The organism is Bacillus sp. 95MFCvi2.1, from assembly GCF_000374965.1.
Lineage (GTDB): Bacteria > Bacillota > Bacilli > Bacillales > Bacillaceae_G > Bacillus_A > Bacillus_A pseudomycoides.
This window is the reverse complement of sequence record NZ_KB895704.1, coordinates 113551-129133: the sequence shown is the minus strand read 5'-3', so window position 1 is coordinate 129133 and position 15583 is coordinate 113551. Positions and strand designations below refer to the sequence as shown.

Genomic DNA, 15583 nt, shown 5'->3' with positions numbered 1-15583 from the left:
GGACCTGGAGTTGGAGGATTCGGTGGACCTGGAGTTGGAGGATTCGGTGGACCTGGAGTTGGAGGATTCGGTGGACCTGGAGTTGGAGGATTCGGCGGACCTGGAGTTGGAGGATTCGGTGGACCGTGTGGCCATGGGCATCATGTATCTCCATACGGACCAGGACCAAATGTAGGACCACAAGTATCTCCATACGGACCAGGACCAAATGTAGGTGGAATGTTTAAAAAGTAAATGTTATGTTAGAACTAGCAAAATGCTAGTTCTTTTCTTTTTATTGGAGTGTTGATATGAAAGTTGTTGCGGTAACAGGATATAAACCATTTGAACTTGGGATATTTAAGGATGATCATCCAGGCGTTATTTGTATAAAAAAAGCATTGCATCGTAAGTTACTTGCTTTTATAGAAGAAGGGTTGGAATGGGTTATTATTAGTGGGCAGTTAGGAGTAGAGTTATGGGCTGCTGAAGTTGTTTTTGACTTGCAGCTAGAATATCCTAATTTAAAGCTTGCTGTGTTTACTCCTTTTTTAGAACAAGAGGAAAATTGGAAAGAGGGAAATCGAGAACTATATGAGTTTATTCTAGGGCAAGCAGATCATGTTGATAGTATTACGAAAAGAAAATATGAAAGTCCTGAGCAATTTCGATTAAAAAATCAATTTTTTATTGAAAAAAGTAATGCACTTTTGGCAGTGTATGATGAAGAAAAACCAGGAAGTCCTAAATACATAGTAGAAGCAGCAAAGAAAAAAGGTGAAATAGAAAATTATCACAGTTATTTCATTCTTTTTTCTGATTTACAAGATATAATAGAAGAGGAACAGTGGGATAATGCCGAGTAATATGTAATATAGCTCATGTATATAGGATTGACAAAAGACATTGTTTCTGAAAAAATTTAGTTAATGAAAGTTTTGGTAAAAATTTGAGGTGAAGAAAATGATTTCGGATAAAATTAAATTAACAGCGAAAGATATTTTGGAAAAAGAATTTAAAACAGGTATGAGAGGTTACCAGCAAGAAGAAGTAGATAAGTTTCTTGATATGATTATTAAGGATTATGAGGCATTTCATAAGGAACTTGAGCAATTACAGCAACAAAATGTTCGTTTAAAACGTGAATTAGAAGAGCAAAAAGTAGCGGCAGTGCAAGTGCCGCAACAACCAGCTCCAACACCGGTTGCACAACCTGTATACAACAATACGAACACGGATATTTTAAAGCGTTTATCTAATCTGGAAAAAGCTGTATTTGGAAGTAAGTTATACGAGTAATCTAGGGATAGAAAAAGATTAAAGCATTTTACATATAAAAAAGCATTGCAAAATCTTTTTGTTTCCACTATACTAATGTTTGTCATAACGTTTGGGTAATCGCTGCAACGCCAACGTTGTAGAGGAAAGTCCATGCTCGCACGACCTGAGATGGTTGTAGTGTTCGTGCCTAGCCAATTCATAAGCTAGGGTATTCTGGCTGTAAGGCTGGATTAACGGCAGGGAAAAAACCTAAGTCCTTTTGGATATGGTTTGACTACCTTTAAAGTGCCACAGTGACGAAGTCCTTGAAGAAATGATAGGAGTGGAACGAGGTAAACCCCACGAGCGAGAAACCCAAATAATGGTAGGGGAATCTTTTCCAAGGAAATGAACGATGGAAAAGGACAGGTTCGAGTAACCTGTAGATAGATGATTGCCACCGGAGTACGAGGCGTGGGCCGTTTGCAGTACAAAGGAACAGAACATGGCTTACAGAACGTTATGAACCAATTATGGAATGACTCAGCTCTCCTTTGTAAGAGGAGGGCTTTTTATTTGTATGAAGTTATAACTTGTGAGTTAAAATGGTAAATAAGAAAATACTTCGTAATATTTAATAATTAATAGAAGGAAAAGCTATTAATTATTGTTTGATTATACATAAGAGGTGAATGCAAATGGGAAAAGTTACTTTAATTGCAACAGCAGCAATGGGAATTGAAGCTTTAGTTGCAAGAGAAGTTCGCGATCTTGGTTATGAATGCCAAGTAGAAAACGGAAAAGTAACGTTTGAAGCGGATGCAAAAGCGATTTGTCGCACTAATTTATGGTTACGCACTGCAGATCGTGTGAAAATTAAAGTTGGTGAATTTAAAGCAACAACATTCGATGAATTGTTTGAAAAAACAAAAGCATTGAACTGGGGAGATTACATTCCAGAAAATGGAGAGTTTCCTGTAATTGGGAAGTCTTTAAAATCAACATTATTTAGTGTTTCAGATTGTCAACGTATTGTGAAAAAGGCTGTTGTTGAGAAACTAAAGACAACATATAGACGTACAACTTGGTTTGAAGAAGATGGTCCTTTATTCCGTATCGAGATTGCGATGCTAAAAGATATTGCAACATTGACAATTGACGCGAGTGGCGTTGGTCTTCATAAACGTGGATACCGCCTTGACCAAGGGGAAGCGCCTTTGAAAGAAACATTAGCGGCATCTTTAATTAAACTTACAAATTGGAAGCCAGATCGTCCGTTTGTTGATCCGTTTTGTGGATCTGGAACAATTCCGATTGAGGCAGCTTTAATTGGTCAAAATATTGCTCCTGGTTTTAACCGTGAGTTTGCATCAGATGCATGGGGTTGGATTGGTAAAGAAAATTGGCGTGAGGCTCGTCAAGAAGTAGAAGATTTAGCGAATTATGATCAACCATTGCAAATTATTGGATCAGATATCGACCACCGTATGATAAGAGTTGCACAGGACAATGCTGATGAAGTTGGACTGGGTGACTTAATTTCATTTAAACAAATGCAAGTAAAAGATTTTACAACAAAAGAGGAATATGGCTATGTTGTAACGAATCCTCCATACGGAGAACGTTTAAGTGAAAAAGCGCTTGTTGAAAAATTATATAAAGAAATGGGAGAAGTATTCCGCCCATTAGATACGTGGTCACTGTATTTATTAACGAGCTATGAAGCGTTTGAAAAATGTTATGGAAAAGATGCATCGAAAAAGCGTAAACTATTTAACGGTTTTATTCGTACAGACTATTACCAGTACTTTGGTAAACGCCCACCTCGTAATTCATAGTATAAAACCTCTTTGACGCGCATATACTGGCTATTATGTAATGTGCAAAAGGAGGAATAAATATGGATGGTTTCCAATTGTCGATGATTCAAAAGGCCATTCATCGTACGTATGATGAGCTTGGAAAAGAAATTAATCTTCAGGGTGTAGTTGCAGATGAAATACAGAAAGCACAGGAAGAATATTTATCTGCATTATCATATGAGACATTGATTGATAAGCGTTACTTAAAGTCATTAATAGAGTGAAAAATTTTCCTTTATATAAAGGAAAATTTTTTTCGCTCATTTCTATGTATTGCAACAGGGGAAAGCAACTGCTATTTAGATATAGCAGTTGCTATATCTTTTTATAGAAAAACTTTTTGGTTGGAGGCTAAGGATGTTTACTGAGAAGAGATTACCATTTGAAGTAGGGAAACAAGATAATTTTTATGATAAGTTGAATGAGTGGATTGGAGATGTGTTTTACGATATCCTCCCAGAAAAAGGTTTTGAAGAACGCGATGAACAAATTTTTATGGCATTCCAATTAGAACGAGCGTTTCAAGAGAAGAAAGTTATGTTCGCAGAGGCGGGTGTAGGAACGGGAAAAACGATTGTGTATCTTTTATATGCAATTTGTTATGCGCGTTATACAGGAAAGCCAGCTATTATTGCTTGTGCAGACGAAACGCTAATCGAGCAGCTTGTGAAAGAAGAAGGGGACATTGCGAAATTATCAGAAGCATTAGGGTTATCTGTTGATGTACGTCTAGCGAAATCAATGGATAATTATTTATGTTTACGTAAACTTGAAGATGTAATGAGTGGACGAGCTCCAGAAGTAATTGAAGATCTATATTATGAATTACCTCAGTTTGTATTTGATCATGGAACAATGCAAAACTTTACGCATTACGGTGATCGAAAAGAGTTTCCATTATTAAATGACGAAGAATGGTCAAAGGTATCTTGGGATTATTTCCAAGACTGCTTCACATGTGATTCTCGTCACCGTTGTGGTCAAACGCTCTCTCGTGAACATTACCGTAAAGCAGCAGATTTAATTATTTGCTCTCAAGATTTCTATATGGATCATATTTGGACATATGATGCTCGTAAACGCGAAGGGCAAATGCCGCTTTTACCAGAAAGCAGTTGCGTTGTTTTTGATGAAGGACACCTTGTGGAATACGCAGCGCAAAAAGCACTGACGTATCGATTAAAGCAAACGATGATGGAGCAACTCTTAACAAGATTATTACAAAATGATATTCGAGAAGAGTTTGCTCATTTAGTAGAAGAGACAATTTGGCAAACAGAGCGTTTCTTTGATGTATTAAGAGAAAGTAAAAAAGAAATTGCTGGATCAGATCGTTTAGAAATTACAGTAACAGAAAAAGTGATTACAGAAGCGAAACGACTTTATGCAAAAATTGCTGAAGTTGGTGATGCTCTTGTATTTGAAAGTGAAATGTATACAGTAAACACTTATGATTTAAATATCGTTGATGAGCATTTAGATGTACTGGAACATTCACTTCGTCTCTTTATGCATGAGAAAAATGTAATTACATGGGGAGAAGAAGGTGAGGGTGCCTTTACGTTAGTTATTATGCCACGTGCGGTAGAAGAAGTGCTACAGGAGAAAGTATTCTCGAAAAAGATTCCGTATATCTTCTCTTCTGCTACATTATCTGAAAATGATTCATTCGCATTTACAGCAAATAGTTTAGGGGTAAAAGATTATTTATCATTCTCAGTAGCTTCTCCATTTGATTATGAAGAGCAAATGAAAGTATACTTACCATCGTATAACCAGGAAAATGAATGGGAACGAAAATGTCAGTATACGCTTGAGAACATTCAAAAAACAAATGGGCGTACGCTTGTATTATTCCGTACAACACAAGAACTTGCGGCGTTCAAAGAATATGTGAATAAAGAACAAATGTCTGTTCCGTTCTTATATGAAGGAGATCAAGAGATTAGTCAGCTTGTTTCCCGCTTCCAAAATGAACAAGAGACTGTGCTTTGCGCTGTTCATTTATGGGAAGGTTTAGATATTCCGGGTTCTTCACTATCACATGTCATTATTTGGTCGCTACCATTCCCTCCAAACGATCCTGTGTTTGAAGCGAAACGTAAGCATGTTAATGATCCGTTTTGGGATGTAGATGTACCATATATGATTTTACGTCTTCGTCAAGGAATTGGACGTTTAATTCGTACGAGCGAAGATAAAGGTGCTATTTCGTTATTCTTATCAGAGAATGAAAATGAAAAGGTTATTGAGGCTGTAAAGAAAGTACTTCCAGTAGAAGGTACGGTACTATAAAGTGAAACTGTAATCAGTAGCGGTTTTCGGCACCCCTCACCAATGGAAAAAGCTTAGCGTTTGCTAAGCTTTTTCTTTCTATATGGAAAAGGACTTTATATCTTTATGTCGAAATATAGGTGAGGTAGAAAAAGGAGGCAATAAAATATGACAATCGCTACATATGAAGTAGAAAAAGAGTTTTTAGCACACGTGAAAAAGATAAATAATTATGGGGAAGCATTAAGCCTAATATTTTGGGATTTACGTACAGGAGCACCGAAACAAGGTGTGGATCAACGCTCTGAGGTAATAGGAATGCTTTCATCAGAGGTATTTTCATTATCAACTTCTGATGAGATGGAAAGATATTTAAAAGAATTAGAACAGCTAATAGTAGATAATAAAATTTCCGAAACAACAAAGAAAATTGTAGAAGAGTGCCGCAAAGCGTATGATCGAAATAAAAAAATTCCACAGGCCGAGTATGAAGAGTTTGTTAAATTGCAAGCAAAATCGGAAAGTGTTTGGGGAGAAGCACGTGAAAAATCTGATTTTGAAATGTTCCGACCATACTTAGAAAAAATTGTTGAATATAAGAAAAAATTTATTACATATTGGGGTTATGAAACTTATAAGTATAATACGCTTTTAGATATGTATGAGCCAGGTATGACAGTAGAAGTGTTAGATCATGTATTTGGACAACTACGTGAGCGTATTGTTCCACTTGTAAAAGATATTGGTGAATCAAATAAAGAATTAAAAACAAATGTCTTATTTGAACATTTTTCAAAAGAACAACAAAAGAATTTTACTTTAGAGTTACTAACGCAATTAAATTATAATTTCGAGGCTGGCCGTCTTGATGAAACGATACATCCTTTTGAAATTACATTAAATAGAGGGGATGTTCGCATTACAACTCGTTATGATGAGAATGACTTCCGCATGGCAGTTTTCGGAACAATTCATGAATGTGGACATGCTGTATATGAACAAAATATTTCAGAAGAATTAGAAGGAACACCGCTTTGCAGTGGTACATCGATGGGAATCCATGAATCGCAATCGCTATTCTTTGAAAACTTTATTGGACGTAATAAATCGTTCTGGAAGAAAAATTATGATATATTGAAACAATTTAGTGATGGGCAATTTGAAAACGTATCTGTAAATGAATTCTATGATGCGATTAATGAATCAAAACCTTCCTTTATACGTATTGAGGCAGATGAACTTACATATCCGCTTCACGTTATGGTTCGTTATGAACTGGAGAAAGAATTATTTGATGGAACATTAGAAGTAAAAGACTTGCCGGCAGCATGGAATGACAAGATGGAGAGTTATTTAGGTATCCGTCCAGAAACGGATGCACAGGGTGTGCTACAAGATGTACATTGGTCAGATGGATCTTTTGGATATTTTCCATCTTATGCACTTGGTTATATGTATGCAGCGCAATTTAAACATAAGATGTTAGAGGAAATTCCAAACTTCGATGCATTGCTAGAAGAAGGAAATGTGACACCAATTCGTGAATGGTTAACAAGAAATATTCACCAATATGGTAAAACGAAAAAACCATTACAAATATTAGAGGATATAACAGGTGAAGGGTTAAATGCAAATTATTTAGCGGATTATTTAGAAGCGAAATATAAAGAGATTTATGAGTTATAAAAAGAACAGGAGCTGCTTTAATGCAGCTCCTTTTTATGAATTAACATTTTACTGTATATGTGCGTTGCTTAAGGAGGAAGAGAAGTGAATTATACTTTTGAAGTGATGACACAAGAGCAAGCAGAAGAAATTGCGTTTAAATGGCACTATGAGGATAAGTATTCTTTTTATGATATGGAAGCCGATCAAGAAGATTTAGTGGAGTTTTTAGATCCTAAAATACGCGGAGAAACGACTTTTGCTGTTAGTGAGAATAATAGGCTTGTTGGATTTTTTAGTTTTAATAAAGTAGATATACATACAGTGGATATTGGACTTGGAATGAAACCAAACCTGACTGGAAATGGATTAGGTTTGGTATTTATAAAGGCAGGTCTGGTTTTTTGTGAAAAAAAATATCAACCTAAGTATATAACGTTATCAGTGGCAACATTTAATCAAAGGGCAATTAATGTTTATAAGAAAGCAGGTTTTGAAGCAGTTGGAGCTTTTATTCAAGAGACAAATGGAAGTCGCTTTGAATTTTTAAAAATGATGTATGTGACTTTATGTCCATCAAGATAAAATAGTTTTGAAACGATTTGCTTAGTAGTGATTTATGTTTTTTATGGAGCCTATCGTACATAAAAATACATTTTTTTGAAATTTAGGGAGGGATATGAAAGTGAGTTGTTTTGATAATTTTGATTTTAATAACTTTTGGGATGACAGCGAATATGCAAGAGATGAATATATTTCTGAATATCTTACAGATGAAATGATTTCTAAACTAGAAAATGAATTAGGGTATAAGCTACCTGAATCTTATATTTGGTTAATGAAGAAGCATAATGGGGGAATTCCAATAAACGATTGTTTTCCTACAGATATTCCTACAAGTTGGGCAGAGGATCATGTTGCTATAACTGGTATTTATGGTATTGGATATAAAAAAAGTTCTTCATTAGGTGGAGAATTTGGTAGTGAATTTTGGATTGAAGAATGGGGATATCCTGAAATAGGAGTAGCTATTTGTGATTGTCCCTCGGCTGGACACGATATGGTATTTCTTGATTATAGGGAGTGTGGCCCGAAAGGAGAGCCTTGTGTTGTACATATCGATCAAGAATATGACTATAAAATTACATGGTTAGCAAAAGACTTTGAGAGTTTTATTAGAGGGCTTGTAAATGGGGAAGTCTATGATGATAGCGAACAAATCAAGGAAGAATATTAAGAAAAGGATTATGCTTATTAAGCCTGCAGGTACCTGATTAAATAGCTATTCTCGAAATAAAGCAGAGGGGATATCCCCTCTGCTTTTCACTTACCATAATTTAAACCCTTTTGAACCGGGCGGAGCATTTTGAATCATATCGATAAACGGAATGGTATAAGCGAATAAAATGAGTAGAGCTGTAATGCCAATCCAAAGCTTCCAATTATCGAAAACCATCGGTGTCCGTTCAGATGCATCAGCTACTTCACCAATTGGGAATTCCGTTTGTCCTTTTGGAGCGAAGAAGACAAGATCCACATAAATAATAATTGCGATAACAATGCCAACGAATAAAATGGCGCCTCCGACTGCTTGCGCAATTTGATATGGAATCCATTCAAGTGCTTGCTGCGAATTTCCATATGTAGAAAAAGCAGAACGCCGAGGTGCTCCGAGTAACCCGGCAAAGTGCATACCAGCAGACATGAAGAACATACCGATAGCCCACACGCAAGTTTGAATCATGGCAAGCCGGTTCATTTCCTTTGTCATGACGCGTCCTGTTAGATGTGGAATTAACCAATAGGCGATTCCGAAAAATGTTAATACAACAGATGTTGCTAATGTTAAGTGGAAATGCCCAGTTATCCATACAGTATTATGAACGACCTGGTTTAGTTGGTTACTTGCATTGACAAGTCCACCAGCACCAGCTGGAATAAACATTAACATACCGACGAATGGAGCGAAAAATCTAGCATCTCCCCATGGGAGCATTCGAAGCCATCCAAATAGTCCAGTAGCTCCTTTTGAACGCCCAAACTGTTCAAAGGTTGCAAATAAAGAGAAGGCGGTCATTAAAGATGGAATGACAACCATAAATGTTAAGACAACTTGTAAGTATTTCCACCCAGGGTCAATACCTGGTTCTGTTAATTGGTGGTGGAATCCTACAGGCATAGAAAATAGTAAAAATAAGATGAATGACAAACGAGCTAGTGAGTCACTGAAAATTTTACCGCCAATAATTTTCGGTATAATGACATACCAAGCCATATAGGCAGGAAGGAGCCAAAAATAAACGAGCGGATGACCGAAGTACCAAAATAGTGTTCGGCTGACCAGGACGTCAATTTTATCAATAAAGCCTAGGCTCCATGGAATAAATTGAATAAGTGCTGCTGCCGCTACACCAAGTGTTGCAACAAGCCATAGTGCCATTGTCACAACAGCCATAAAGCTTAACAGAGGACCTATTTTTCCTTTGTTATGTTTTTTCCATGTACGATACTGAGCAAACATTGCAAATCCGCTGAACCAACTTCCAACAATAACAAGGGTAAGGCCAATGTAAAATCCAGGATGTGCTTTTAATGGAGCATAGAACGTATAGAGTACAGTAGCTTTATTGAGTAGGATAAAAATTGCAGTAATTGTTGTTCCAATTGTCATAAGCCAAAAACCGATCCAGCCTGTTTGTCGGGCACCTTTTGAGAGGACACCAGTTGTTTTACTCATACAAGCAAATAAGAAACCGATAATAAAGAACGTTGTTAAGACGAGCCCGAGTAAAACACCGTGTGTTGTTAACACTTGATAATAACCAATACCAGCAGGTAAATTGAATTTTCCTGAACGGACAAGAACTTGTAGTAATCCGCATAACCCACCTAAAAACAGGGCGATAAATGCGATGTGAATATGAGCCATTGCTAATTTTGCATCTCGTTTGCTTATTTTATCCTGCAGTGCAATCATTTGTCGGTCACCTCTACTTTCGCGCTCATCATATGATGGCCAGTACCACAATATTCATTACAGACAATTAAATACTCTCCAGATTTTTGAAAAACTTGTGAAGCGGTACTTACATATCCAGGTTCAATCATCATGTTGACATTTGTCCCTGCGATTTCAAAACCATGTACAACATCTTTTGTTGCAACGACAAAATCTACTTTTGCACCTTTTGGTACTTTAATTGTATTTGGTGTAAAAGAAAAAGCTTGTGAGACAATCGTCACTTGATAATGATTTTTTCCAACTTGTTTAACGCCGGGTTGATCAAATGGTGCGGTCGCTTGAACCTTTTCTGGGTCAATTGTAGTTAAACAACTCGGTGGTTTGTTACCCATATAAAAAGCACTAATCCCTAAAACAGCCAAAAATACGAACAGTGAGCCGACACCGAAAATGAGCCAAGTTTTTTCGTATTTATGTAAGTGCATATCTCCATCTCCCTTTTCAGAACTATATCTTATAGCCGATTAACAAAAATTTGATAGACGCTAAACCACGTGAAAATAATGAAAAAACCAATAAAAAAAACAGAGATTAAAGTTCCTTTTAACGAACTTTTTTGAGTGTTTTCAGTTTCTGTCTGATGTAAATTATGTTCCCCCATGATACCCCTCCTTGGATAAATGAAATCTTACATTTTTATAATACAAAAAATTTAGATAATTTCATCACGTCCGAATGTGCTTTCAAAAAGTGTTCATTGATACAATAAAAACTATGTCTATGATGAGAACTTATAAAGTCGCGGATTCTTACAAGTTTTGGAATGTTAATTTGTGAAAAAAATGTGAAATGAATGCTCTTTTGAAATTGTTGAGGAGGATGTGTATGATTAAATTTGGAAAGCTTTTATCGAGGGGAGATTTCATGAGTACAATAAAAACGAAAAAAGAAATAAATTTGATGCGCGAATCGGGAAATTTACTAGCTTCGTGTCATCAAGAAATTGCGAAAATAATAAAACCAGGTATCACGACATTGGAAATTAATACATTTGTTGAAACGTATTTAGAAAAGAATGGTGCGACACCTGAACAAAAAGGATATAACAATTATCCATATGCAATATGTGCATCTGTGAATGATGAAATGTGTCATGGTTTTCCGACTACTCACCCATTAAAGGGAGGTGATATTGTTACGATTGACATGGTAGTGAACTTAAATGGTGCTCTTGCTGATTCTGCATGGACTCATAAAATAGGGGATATTTCTAATGAAGCAGAAAAGTTATTACTAGTAACGGAAAATGCTTTATATAAAGGAATTGAGCAAGCGATAATCGGAAATCGTGTAGGTGATATTGGATATGCGATTGAAAGTTATGTAGCTTCGGAAGGGTTTTCTGTCGCAAGGGATTTTACAGGGCATGGAATTGGTAAAGAAATCCATGAAGAACCAGCAATTTTTCATTTTGGAAAGTCAGGTCAAGGATCAGAATTACAAGAAGGAATGGTAATAACGATCGAACCGATTGTAAATGTAGGTATGCGATATTCAAAAGTAGATTTAAATGGATGGACTGCCCGTACGATGGATGGAAAATTGGCAGCGCAATACGAGCACACGATAGCAATTACAAAGGATGGACCAGTTATTTTAACGAGTCTCTAGTAGAAGAATACGAAATGTAAGAGGTTTCAAAACTCGAACGAAAAAGATGTTTTTGTAAAATTTGTACGTGTTTTTTCTAGAAACGCTTTTCAAAGTAAAAAAAGTGCGTTATAATCCTTCTATAAAATAAATAGGTTAGCTACACTCATATAATCGCGGGGATATGGCCTGCAAGTTTCTACCGAAGTACCGTAAATACTTTGACTATGGGTGAGGACGAATATATTGCTGGTTTAGCATTCTTTTTTGCCAAGCTCCAAAAGCACGTCTCTCACTTGTAACGAGTGGTGGCTGCTTTTGGAGTTTTTTATTTGCATAAGAGGGGGAGCAAACATGAAAGTATTACAAGAAAAGATTTTAAACGAAGGAAAGGTTTTATCTGGTGATGTGTTGAAGGTAGATGCCTTTTTAAATCATCAAATTGATCCAGTACTTATGCAGAAAATAGGAAAAGAGTTTGCACAGCGTTTTAAGGAAGATAATATTACGAAAATCGTGACGATTGAATCTTCGGGTATTGCACCAGCGGTTATGGCAGGTTTAGAGCTTGGTGTAAAAGTGGTTTTTGCAAGAAAGCGGAAATCGTTAACGTTACAAGATAATATGTATGTTGCAAAAGTATACTCATTTACAAAACAAGAAACGAATGAGATTTCATTATCTAGAAATCATATCCATGAAAATGATCGTGTATTAATCATTGATGACTTTTTAGCAAACGGTCAGGCTGCTTTAGGCTTAATGAGTTTAGTAGAGCAAGCCGGTGCAAGTATTGCTGGGATTGGAATTGTTATTGAAAAAGCATTTCAAGACGGAGGAAAGAAACTACGTGAGAACGGTGTTCGTGTAGAATCACTTGCAGAAATTGCATCACTTGATAACGGTACTGTTACATTTGTTCAGCATGAGACTGCGGAGGTGAAATAGTCATGAAGCAACACCCATTTAAAATCGCATCCCTTGGCGTGCAACATATGCTTGCGATGTATGCAGGAGCAATAATTGTTCCACTTATTGTTGGCGGAGGACTTGGCTTAAATCAACGAGAATTAACATACTTAGTATCCATCGATTTATTAATGTGTGGTGTCGCAACAATTTTACAAGCTTTATCGAATCGATTTTTTGGAATTGGCCTTCCTGTTGTACTTGGTTGTACGTTTACAGCAGTTGGACCGATGATCGCCATCGGTAAACAGTACGGTGTTTCTTCTATATATGGAGCAATTATTGCAGCAGGATTGTTCGTTGTTATTTTTGCAAAATTATTTGGAAAGCTTGTGAAACTGTTCCCGCCTGTAGTAACGGGTTCTGTTGTTACAGTTATTGGAGTTACATTAGTTCCAGCGGCTATTAATGACATGGCTGGAGGAGTTGGAAGTAAGGATTTTGGAAGTCTAGAAAACTTAGCGTTAGCATTTGGTGTTTTACTATTTATTATAATTATGTACCGCTTCTTTGATGGTTTTATCCGTTCTATTTCTATATTACTTGGTCTTTTATTTGGTACGATTATTGCAGCATTTATGGGAAAGGTGAGCTTGCAGGCTGTTGGAGAAGCAGAGTGGTTTCACGGTATTCAACCGTTTTACTTTGGCACACCAACATTTGAGTTAACGCCGGTTATTACGATGATTCTCGTTGCTTGTGTTGGGATTGTGGAAGCAACTGGCGTGTATTTCGCTTTATCCGATATATGTAACAAAAAGATTGGTGAAAAAGAGCTAACAAAGGGTTATCGTGCCGAAGGATTAGCGATGATCTTAGGTGGTATTTTTAATGCATTTCCATATACGACTTATTCGCAAAACGTAGGTCTTGTTCAATTAACAGGTGTACGAAATCGCGTCATTATTTATACGTGCGGTGGTATGTTAATCGTTCTTGGTTTTATTCCAAAAATTGCAGCTATCACAACGATTATTCCAAAGCCAGTACTTGGTGGTGCCATGCTAGCAATGTTTGGGATGGTTATGGCATACGGTATTAAAATGTTAAGTAGTGTAGACTTTGCAAAACAAGAAAATTTATTAATCGTAGCATGCTCTGTTGGAATTGGCCTTGGTGTAACAGTCGTTCCAACGTTATTCTCTCAGCTTCCAGAAAGTATTCGTATTTTAACAGATAACGGAATTGTACTTGGAAGTGCGTCAGCTGTACTCTTAAATATTGTGTTTAATATGATTCCGCAGCGCAAAGCGAAAACAAAAGAAGAGCAAATTCCAATGCAAAGTGCTGTAACAGAAGCATAAACAAAAAGCAAGGTTCTCATTAAGAGACCTTGCTTTTCTTTTTTAGAGGCATCATTTTTCCATATGTGCCAAGGCGCCAAATATATTCAAGTGGACCGTACTGATAATGAGAGAGCCACCAGCGACTAATACAGATTTGTAATGTATAAAAGCCGATGCAAAATATTGGGCCGATCCATAATGGTACTGGTAAATAATTTTTGAAAAACAGACCAAACACAAGCAATGTAATGATTGTGCTTGAAATGTAATTTGTTAGTGCCATTCGTCCTACATATTGGAATGGACGTAATAGCTTCTGCCAACGCTCCTTCTGTAATAAGCGCATAAGTGTGAAACTGTAAAAGATAAATAATGTTTTCCCGCTAAACATTGTAAGACCTCTCATGTAGATTGGTTCATATGGTTGTTTTGCCACAAAGTAGCGAATCATGAAGAACCAAATAGGTAATGTTAAAACGAACATAATGATTTGCCACTTTTTTAGTTTTGGATCTAGTTCCTTCGTTCGGCGGAAAATGTCGTTTTTGCCGGCATATAAGCCGAGCAAGAATAATCCAACTATTTCTGGAAGTATAAAAAGGTTTGTCTGGATTACTTCAGAATAAAAGTCTGTAAAGCGATCTTGCACTTGTACTCCCCAATTTTCTAAAGGCATAATGGGGTGGGAAGTTCTTAATGCTTCTATTGGCATAAACATAAGGAGTAAACTCATTAGTAGCATGAAAAACTGGAAAAGTCCTAATAGAACTAAAGCACATATTAAAACAGTACGAGGCTTTTTTTTATAAAATAAAAATAAGAAAAATCCTGCAATTGCATAGCTATGTAAAATATCCCCATCCCATAAAAGGACATAATGCATGAAGCCGAATAATAATAAGATGAGGAGACGACGAACAAATAATGTTTTTGGATGATCTGTTTTTGTCTCAGCACGCTGCATGAAAATGTAAAATCCTAGTCCAAACAAAAATGAAAAAATAGTATAAAATTTTGTTTGAATAAACATGTCATAAAATAGGCGAATATAACGGTCTATTCCTTCATAACCTCCTGTGATTTCACTAGTGTCAACACCAGCAATAACAGGCCAGTTAACAAGAAAAATACCAAATACAGCAATCCCTCTAATAATATCGATAGAATGAATCCTCTCACCGTTCGAAACACTTCGTTCCATTATTTTCCTCCTTTGAATAAAGCCCTTTTATTATACAAAATGTTATCAAAAGGAGATAGAGGGGATTTCCAATTTTTGAAACTGTTAAGATGTTTGTTATGAGATATAATAAGGATGCACAGCAAGTTTTTCACTCCTTTAAAACAGGTAGTAAAGAAGCTCCTTATTTTCAAGGAGCTTCTTTTTTAGAAATTAATATTGATAATGATTCTCTTTAATGATAAAATATACTCAAAAGTGATAATCATTATCAAAAAAGGTTGGTGTGCTAAATATGGTATATGCATTAGTTGCAGGAACGGTGGCTGTGTATGCTGTCGTTACAAAATATGTGTTAAATGGAGTCGGAGCAACAAAATGAACAAACTTACATAGAATCCCTTTCATCTGTCAAAAGAATGAAAGGGATTTTTTATTTTTAATGAGAATATCCTGAAAATTTAGTATGATAGTAGGGTATATACATCTTGGAATA

The 15583-nt window shown here is 36.2% G+C and carries 14 protein-coding genes, 1 other RNA gene, 1 pseudogene and 1 riboswitch; of the genes and pseudogenes, 13 read left to right on the top strand and 3 right to left on the bottom strand.

Going from position 1 to position 15583, the window contains the following annotated elements; all coding sequences use genetic code 11:
- From C568_RS34830 to C568_RS0119800, 10 genes and pseudogenes are all read left to right on the top strand, one after another.
- Positions 1–234, top strand: a pseudogene (locus C568_RS34830) (spore coat protein); the annotation flags it as partial.
- A 56-nt stretch (positions 235–290) separates the two neighbouring features.
- Complete coding sequence (locus C568_RS0119835) at positions 291–845, top strand: DUF1273 domain-containing protein (RefSeq protein WP_003196406.1); 555 nt, start codon at positions 291–293, stop codon at positions 843–845.
- A 97-nt stretch (positions 846–942) separates the two neighbouring features.
- The gene (gene gpsB, locus C568_RS0119830) at positions 943–1278 is read left to right on the top strand and encodes a cell division regulator GpsB (RefSeq protein ID WP_016114126.1); all 336 of its coding nucleotides are present in this window, start codon (positions 943–945) and stop codon (positions 1276–1278) included.
- An 87-nt stretch (positions 1279–1365) separates the two neighbouring features.
- Positions 1366–1757: RNase P RNA component class B (gene rnpB, locus C568_RS33315), an RNA gene on the top strand.
- A gap of 180 nt (positions 1758–1937) precedes the next feature.
- The gene (locus tag C568_RS0119825; RefSeq protein ID WP_018764299.1) at positions 1938–3077 is read left to right on the top strand and encodes a THUMP domain-containing class I SAM-dependent RNA methyltransferase; all 1140 of its coding nucleotides are present in this window, start codon (positions 1938–1940) and stop codon (positions 3075–3077) included.
- A 62-nt stretch (positions 3078–3139) separates the two neighbouring features.
- Positions 3140–3325, top strand: a complete 186-nt coding sequence (locus C568_RS0119820) for a DUF3921 domain-containing protein (protein WP_003196411.1) — start codon at positions 3140–3142, stop codon at positions 3323–3325.
- A gap of 133 nt (positions 3326–3458) precedes the next feature.
- Entirely contained in the window at positions 3459–5396 is a 1938-nt protein-coding gene (locus C568_RS0119815) for an ATP-dependent DNA helicase (protein WP_018782527.1), read from the top strand.
- A 147-nt stretch (positions 5397–5543) separates the two neighbouring features.
- Complete coding sequence (locus tag C568_RS0119810) at positions 5544–7061, top strand: carboxypeptidase M32 (RefSeq protein WP_018782526.1); 1518 nt, start codon at positions 5544–5546, stop codon at positions 7059–7061.
- A gap of 84 nt (positions 7062–7145) precedes the next feature.
- A complete protein-coding gene (locus tag C568_RS0119805; protein WP_003206633.1) occupies positions 7146–7625 on the top strand; it encodes a GNAT family N-acetyltransferase in 480 nt (159 codons plus the stop codon).
- A gap of 94 nt (positions 7626–7719) precedes the next feature.
- Positions 7720–8277: an SMI1/KNR4 family protein gene (locus C568_RS0119800; RefSeq protein WP_029427545.1), complete on the top strand. Its 558-nt coding sequence runs from the start codon at positions 7720–7722 to the stop codon at positions 8275–8277.
- A 90-nt stretch (positions 8278–8367) separates the two neighbouring features.
- Here C568_RS0119800 and C568_RS0119795 read toward each other — a convergent pair whose 3' ends face one another.
- Both C568_RS0119795 and C568_RS0119790 read right to left on the bottom strand, forming a co-directional pair.
- Positions 8368–10017 (bottom strand): b(o/a)3-type cytochrome-c oxidase subunit 1, encoded by a 1650-nt coding sequence (locus tag C568_RS0119795; RefSeq protein WP_018782524.1) that lies wholly within the window; start codon positions 10015–10017, stop codon positions 8368–8370.
- Entirely contained in the window at positions 10014–10487 is a 474-nt protein-coding gene (locus tag C568_RS0119790; RefSeq protein ID WP_018782523.1) for a cytochrome c oxidase subunit II, read from the bottom strand. The genes C568_RS0119795 and C568_RS0119790 overlap by 4 nt, the downstream gene beginning before the upstream one ends.
- 439 nt (positions 10488–10926) lie before the next feature.
- Between C568_RS0119790 and C568_RS0119780 the strand changes: the two genes are divergently transcribed.
- From C568_RS0119780 to pbuX, 3 genes are all read left to right on the top strand, one after another.
- Positions 10927–11673, top strand: coding sequence for a type I methionyl aminopeptidase (locus C568_RS0119780; RefSeq protein WP_029427542.1), 747 nt, complete (start codon positions 10927–10929; stop codon positions 11671–11673).
- A 125-nt stretch (positions 11674–11798) separates the two neighbouring features.
- A riboswitch (purine riboswitch) is annotated at positions 11799–11900 on the top strand.
- A 106-nt stretch (positions 11901–12006) separates the two neighbouring features.
- Positions 12007–12600 carry a xanthine phosphoribosyltransferase gene (locus tag C568_RS0119775; protein WP_016114144.1) on the top strand — a complete coding sequence of 198 codons (594 nt, stop codon included), beginning with the start codon at positions 12007–12009 and terminating at the stop codon, positions 12598–12600.
- A gap of 2 nt (positions 12601–12602) precedes the next feature.
- Complete coding sequence (pbuX, locus tag C568_RS0119770) at positions 12603–13925, top strand: xanthine permease PbuX (RefSeq protein ID WP_003196428.1); 1323 nt, start codon at positions 12603–12605, stop codon at positions 13923–13925.
- A gap of 19 nt (positions 13926–13944) precedes the next feature.
- Here the strand turns inward: pbuX and C568_RS0119765 are convergent, their stop codons facing one another.
- Positions 13945–15108, bottom strand: coding sequence for a DUF418 domain-containing protein (locus C568_RS0119765; RefSeq protein WP_018782522.1), 1164 nt, complete (start codon positions 15106–15108; stop codon positions 13945–13947).
- Between the last annotated feature and the right edge of the window lie 475 nt (positions 15109–15583).

What these genes read in the sequence shown, in the direction of transcription:
- C568_RS0119835 (WP_003196406.1), top strand. Translation starts at nt 291, where the DNA reads ATGAAAGTTGTTGCGGTAACAGGATATAAACCATTTGAACTTGGGATA.
- gpsB (WP_016114126.1), top strand. Translation starts at nt 943, where the DNA reads ATGATTTCGGATAAAATTAAATTAACAGCGAAAGATATTTTGGAAAAA.
- C568_RS0119825 (WP_018764299.1), top strand. Translation starts at nt 1,938, where the DNA reads ATGGGAAAAGTTACTTTAATTGCAACAGCAGCAATGGGAATTGAAGCT.
- C568_RS0119820 (WP_003196411.1), top strand. Translation starts at nt 3,140, where the DNA reads ATGGATGGTTTCCAATTGTCGATGATTCAAAAGGCCATTCATCGTACG.
- C568_RS0119815 (WP_018782527.1), top strand. Translation starts at nt 3,459, where the DNA reads ATGTTTACTGAGAAGAGATTACCATTTGAAGTAGGGAAACAAGATAAT.
- C568_RS0119810 (WP_018782526.1), top strand. Translation starts at nt 5,544, where the DNA reads ATGACAATCGCTACATATGAAGTAGAAAAAGAGTTTTTAGCACACGTG.
- C568_RS0119800 (WP_029427545.1), top strand. Translation starts at nt 7,720, where the DNA reads ATGAAAGTGAGTTGTTTTGATAATTTTGATTTTAATAACTTTTGGGAT.
- C568_RS0119795 (WP_018782524.1), bottom strand. Translation starts at nt 10,017, where the DNA reads ATGATTGCACTGCAGGATAAAATAAGCAAACGAGATGCAAAATTAGCA.
- C568_RS0119790 (WP_018782523.1), bottom strand. Translation starts at nt 10,487, where the DNA reads ATGCACTTACATAAATACGAAAAAACTTGGCTCATTTTCGGTGTCGGC.
- C568_RS0119780 (WP_029427542.1), top strand. Translation starts at nt 10,927, where the DNA reads ATGAGTACAATAAAAACGAAAAAAGAAATAAATTTGATGCGCGAATCG.
- C568_RS0119775 (WP_016114144.1), top strand. Translation starts at nt 12,007, where the DNA reads ATGAAAGTATTACAAGAAAAGATTTTAAACGAAGGAAAGGTTTTATCT.
- pbuX (WP_003196428.1), top strand. Translation starts at nt 12,603, where the DNA reads ATGAAGCAACACCCATTTAAAATCGCATCCCTTGGCGTGCAACATATG.
- C568_RS0119765 (WP_018782522.1), bottom strand. Translation starts at nt 15,108, where the DNA reads ATGGAACGAAGTGTTTCGAACGGTGAGAGGATTCATTCTATCGATATT.